Genomic DNA, 5,995 nt, shown 5'->3' on the forward strand with positions numbered 1-5,995 from the left:
CATATATTGCATACACTGTTTTTGCCATTGCTGGACTGCCGCTGTGGCTTGCAGTGCTCACTGCCATTGTTTTTGGGTTCTTTCTTGGAGCTGCTACGGAAAGAGGGTTGTTGCGCCCGATTCGCCATCTTTCTCATTCAGCGATGTTGATCTTAACCTTAGGGCTATTAATGATTCTTGAAGGTCTAGCATTGGAAATATGGAAACAAGACTATAAACCTTTCCCTTCCCTTATACATGGAAGACCTATTTTCATCAAGTTTCCACAGGGAAGAATCATACTCACCAGGCAGGATCTCCTCATTTTTGGCATTGCTGCGGTTATTATGCTGGCTCTTTTCCTCTATTTCAAATTTACAAGGGTCGGACTCTCTGTACGTGCAACTGCGCAAAATGAAACCGCCGCCAGACTGATGGGGATCAGAGTAGGTACGGTATTCGCTTTTTCCTGGGGTGTTGGAACTGCATTGAGCGCTCTTGCGGCTATAATGGCGGCGCCAAGAACTCAAATAAACCCAAATATGATGTTAGATCTTCAGATACAGGGACTCACAGCTGCGGTTCTCGGAGGTTTTGAAAGCCTTCCCGGTACAGTTGTCGGTGGACTTCTGCTTGGTATCATTGAGCAATTCGTGGCCCGTTATCTTTCTGAAGAACTAAAAATGGCCTTTGCTTTGCTCATTATTCTCATACTGCTTCTCATAAAACCTGAAGGTCTTCTTGGCCGTAGGTCAGCAGAAAGGGTGTAGACTATGCGTGATACTTTGTATAAAAACAGGCAATGGATATTAACAGCGCTTCTTTTTCTTGTAATCCCCTTGTTTTTCACTGGCCAGCCTTTTATGATGACCATATTTTCTCTGGTTCTTATTTACACAATAACTACGCTGGGGCTGAATATTGTTATAGGATACGCCGGTCAAATATCCATTGGACATGCTGCCTTCATGGCCATAGGGGCCTATACCTCAACTTTACTAACCATGAATTTTCACTTGCCCTTCTTGCTATCTTTCTTGATAGCTGGAAGTGTCTCGGGGCTTTTTGGCTTTTTGCTGGGAATTCCCGCTCTCAGATTGAAAGGATTTTACCTAGCTATTGCAACAATGGCCTTTGGTGTAGTTGTAGAGCAGTTGCTCAAATCCTGGGAATTCGCTGGTGGGAACATAGGAATCAGAAATATCACACCCCCAAAGTTGCTGGGGGCTCAACTTTCCTCAGATACAGCAAAATATTACCTCACTGCGGTAATTGCACTTCTTTTATACATCATCAGTGCAAATATCTTAAAGAGTCGAACAGGCAGAGCTTTCAAGGCTATAAGGGAAAGCGAGTTTGCAGCTCAATCTATGGGTATAAACATTTCAAGATATAAACTCATCGCATTTGTCATTAGTGCCGTTTACGCAGGCATTGCCGGAAGCCTTTATGCGCACACTATCGGCTATATCTCTCCTACTGATTTTGGACTTGGAAATTCCATAAATCTCCTTGCTATCATTGTCATTGGAGGATTGGCATCGCTTTCAGGAAGTTTCATAGGCTCGGTTATAATGGTTGCCATGCCATTTATGTTCAGCAGGACTCAACTTCCAATGTCTATTATTTTTGGTGTATTACTTGTACTGGTTGTGCTTTTCTTCCCGCGTGGACTCGCATATGCGTTGCAAATATTCAATGTCAAATTCCTCTGGAAACCTTATACGGCACTTAAAAGGAGGATAGCAAAAATGAAAAAAGCCGAGGGCGAATTTGTCGAAGTGCTTGGAAAAAGGATTCATTATGTACAGAAAAATGGAGAAGCCAAAAAAACCATCCTTTTTGTCCATGGAAATTTCGCATCCTGGCGCTGGTTTAAACCAGCGTTGGACAACCTTCCAAATGAATATCATGGCGTCGCGGTGGACATGCCAAACTTTGGACAATCTGAACGGCTCGAAGAAGTAAAAATAGATGTCTATGCACAATACGTTTCGGAATTCATGAAAAAACTGAATATCGACAAGGCAATTCTGGTAGGGCACTCACTTGGAGGCGCCGTTGTTCAGAAAATGGCAATTGATAACCCGAAAATGGTAGAAAAAGTATTGCTGATTGACCCAGCTCCTCCTTCGGGCTATAAAACCGCCCCAGAAGTTTATGCAGTCCTGGAATTGTACAAAAGCAATGCCGACTTGTTGAAAAAAGCATTGATTGGGACCATGCCAACCAGGCCAGTCGATCGCTTTACTGATCAACTCGTTTCAGATGCCCTTATGATGAAACCAGAGTGCTTTGTAGAAAATGCTAGAGCCCTTGAAGAATATGATTACAAAAAAGAACTTTCCAAACTCGAAATCCCCTTCAAGATACTTGTTGGCAAGCTCGATCTTATAATAACGGAAGAAATGGCTAGAGAGTTTGAGAAAGTAATGAAAAATGCAACTGTTGAAATTATCCCTGATTGCGGTCATAGCGTTAACGTAGAAAAACCAGATCTCTTCATGCAAAAGCTGATTGATTTTATAAAAAAGTAGGTAACTGTAAGAACCGAGTTGCAAATAACAAGACCTTAGAATCGGGTGAAACAAGCGGATCATAAACTCGTTTTTCATAATATCACTCATAACCTGGCTCCCGGATTCTCAGGTCTCGTTCTTCAAATTCTCATCACCCAAGTTTTACCAAACACCGTGTTATCAGTGCCCTTTTACCTCTATACAGGATTTCTCTTAAATACTCAAAGCTATTCCTCATTAATAGTTGGAATAGCGCCAGTGTCAAGAAAGATTTCGTAGATTATTCTTTCAGCTTCCAATTCATAAATTATCGGACTTGCTTCAAAAAAGAGTGTATTATCTTCCCCCCACAATATATAATCTACTGGTACGAATAGCTCTGTTCTTATTACACCTGGTAAGCTTGAACCGATGGGTAAGCCATTTAGATACACGTTATAAGAAATGCCCTCATCGTATACATCAAATGTGATATACATGCCTGTAAGTGACATCTTAACCATTTCTGTCTCTATTTCAGATGAAGGTCTAAAAATAACCTCCGCACCTTCATCAGTTACAGGTTTTTCTGTGGCAATTTTTTGACCCATGCTTCCATGTCCTGAAGACATAAACAGAAAAATTTCGTTGCTGTTCATTAGGGCGCTTATAGATGCTAAAGCAGTTTCAAGATCTTCTTTCGTTCCTCCAACAATTGAAATTACATCAAAACCGAAAGGCGTTGAAGTTAAGGTCTCCTCCCAATTTTCAATGTCCCCCTTATGGCGTGGCTTATCTGAACCAGAAAAGAGCAAAGCATGTTTTGAACTCGCATCGTCTGTTAGTTTCATGGTTTCGTCGCCATTGTAGAGACCTTGTGGTGTTTCGTGATGCCCTTTCCACCCTGAAGCATCTGGGTTAGGACCATGTGGGTCATTCATCATTGCATCATGGTCCGCACGAGCTATAGTATCACCCTCCGCTAATTCTTTTCTTAGTGCTTCAAGCCAGTAATCATATCCTTTTGAATCATTGCCCCAGCTTGCTTCATTCCATCTTGCTGCAGATTTCAAGAGCGTTTTATCAAGATCTTTTAAGTCTGCAAATAATCCTCCTCCATAACATTGCCCAAAGACAAAGATCATTTGCTTATACCCTTTCTTAAGTATGGAATCACTGACTAACTTCGCAAATTCATGTGATCTTATAGATGTACCTGAAGCGGAAAGATCGACCTTTATGTCTTCAGGTGGTTCAATGTATTCTGGAGTTGGAACTTTTGTTTCAAAGTATATTTCTTCCTTGATTCCTTCGTCACCAGAAAAGGTGTTAGTAGGAATCAATTCCACTTCATATGTTGTAGCGGGTTGAAGAGCAGGGACATCAAAAACGGAAGCGGTGGAAGTGGTTTCATATATCACTGTTGAATCTTCTGTAATTATGACATGTATAGCAAAATTGTCTGCCCTCCATGCTGAAGAAGGAGTAGCATCAACAGAAAATGGAGTGGGCATACCGTAAGGCACATCTCGTTGGTCATTGTAGGGCCAAAGCGGTATGGGAATGATCTTTCCTAACGATATCCATTGTTTTAGAACTGTATCTGATGCACCGCATTCTCCTTCCATTGTGATAAAGTCTAAGCCAGTATGTCCTTTGATTTCGCATTGATACGTGTAACTGACTTTTCCATTCTCATCTGTTGTTTTTTCCACAGGACCTAAGTTGTGTAACCCCGCAACTTGCACTTTGACTTTACACCCTTTTGCCACGGTACCGTCTTTCCTGACAAACACTCCATTTACAGTATGTTCGCCTGGTGAAATGTTCACATCGTATGCTGGTGTCATAGTGACGTTAAAGTCGCATTCACATTCAATTTCAGCATCAGACATTATTTCATCAATGTGCTCAGGAAGAGAAGAGATGCTTCCAGATGTTGTTGCCATAATACTTTGAGGGTCTTCAGTTTGTGGATTGTCATTTACGTAATCACCGTCTTCATTATAATGGTATTCGTCATCCAAGCCCATCAGATGCCCTATTTCATGAGCTACAACACCACCTGTATCCAGATTGTCAAACTCACCAGTTGTGGTTTCAGTAGATCCCGGGGTAGGAAGTGGCGTATATACAAAAGATGTATGATGAGCATTAACAGATTTAACTTCCACAACATGAGCATCGTTTGGAGTTGCACCATCTGTTATCAGTTCGAAAATAAAGTCAAATTTTACTGTGCAACAGTCCTCATCTTCCTCGTTTTCCCCGCCCCATGGGCGTGACCCTTCTGTGCCATTCCAGATCGCTTCAGCTTCACTTTCCCAGTTATCTAATTGTGTCTGGCTAGCACCATCACCATGAAAAGCTATTTTTACAGTTACTGAATAATCGCAAGGTCCTCCTGTAACCGTTGTGGTCAAAGACTCAAATGATTTAGCTGGGCTGTACTCATCTGGGAAATATATTTCGAGTATTGCAAGAGCGAATTCTGAAATCAATTCAGGTGGGACGCTAAACATCATAATTTCATCAGAAGAAAGTAAACTTTCAAGTGGAGATTTTCCTCGAACATCATTGTTTACAAGGAAAGCGGTTGCTATTAGAGCCTTGATTGTTTCATTTGAATCATTGAGATAATCTTCAAGCTCGTTTAGAACGGTAGCTGGTAGAGTCGTTACCCTCTGGAAAGCATAAGCGGCAGCCCATCTTTCCAAAGGTGAACCATTTTCAAGCATGTCAAGTAATTCATCTTTGTTGCCTTCGGTCAATGGGATAATTTCTTCTATAAAATAGAGTGAAAGCGGATGATCAAGGTCGACCTTTTTAATGATTTTCTTGATTTCGGTTTCTTCTTCAAAATAGGCAGTGACCTCTTTGTCAGAGTTCATTTGAATTGTTGTATTTGCATTATATGGATTAGCAACATCACCAGCCCAATGGCTAAAAGTCCAATTGTCATCAGGAATTGCGGAAAGGTTTATAATAGTATTTATGGGATATGCATGCCGACCTACTGGAGGAATTGTAGAACCTTGGCCAACAATATTAAGTGTTAGGATTACAGACTTTGGAATTGGACATCCAGAGAAGAATAAAAAAGTAATAAAGAGCAGAAAACAAGCAGTAACCAGTAAAACCTTTTTCATGCTTCACCACCCCCAATTTTCTGTAGAAGCAATCATGAAATTTTCTTTACAGCTGAGAATAACAAAGCAAAGTTTCACAAATTGTGATAATGTTATACAACATCAACATGTGTTGATGTCATAACATCTTATATTAATTCCGTGTTAAACCCTCCGCTGACATTTTTGCTTGGAAAAATCATAATAACTCAGATTCCAGTTATATGATGGGTAAAGAAATGAAAAATACCAGAAGAGCTTAGGGTGTCGCGAAAAAAGCCTCCCAAATTCAAAATGAAGATGTTGTGCCCCCTTTTAGATTAGAAGGACTTGAAAGGATTGAGTTGGTGGTGGATTCCTTTCGTGACCAGGACTTGTAAAGCTCATACA

The 5,995-nt window shown here is 40.9% G+C and carries 3 protein-coding genes; 2 read left to right on the forward strand and 1 reads right to left on the reverse strand.

Going from position 1 to position 5,995, the window contains the following annotated elements; genetic code table 11:
• Positions 1 to 749: branched-chain amino acid ABC transporter permease (locus AC3LHT_RS02325; RefSeq protein ID WP_488661842.1), on the forward strand; the 749-nt coding region annotated here is incomplete at its 5' end.
• A gap of 3 nt (positions 750 to 752) precedes the next feature.
• Positions 753 to 2,516 carry an alpha/beta fold hydrolase gene (locus AC3LHT_RS02330; protein WP_488661843.1) on the forward strand — a complete coding sequence of 588 codons (1,764 nt, stop codon included), beginning with the start codon at positions 753 to 755 and terminating at the stop codon, positions 2,514 to 2,516.
• A 209-nt stretch (positions 2,517 to 2,725) separates the two neighbouring features.
• Here the strand turns inward: AC3LHT_RS02330 and AC3LHT_RS02335 are convergent, their stop codons facing one another.
• Positions 2,726 to 5,626: an InlB B-repeat-containing protein gene (locus AC3LHT_RS02335; RefSeq protein WP_488661844.1), complete on the reverse strand. Its 2,901-nt coding sequence runs from the start codon at positions 5,624 to 5,626 to the stop codon at positions 2,726 to 2,728.
• Between the last annotated feature and the right edge of the window lie 369 nt (positions 5,627 to 5,995).

Source organism: Kosmotoga sp. (assembly GCF_982836095.1).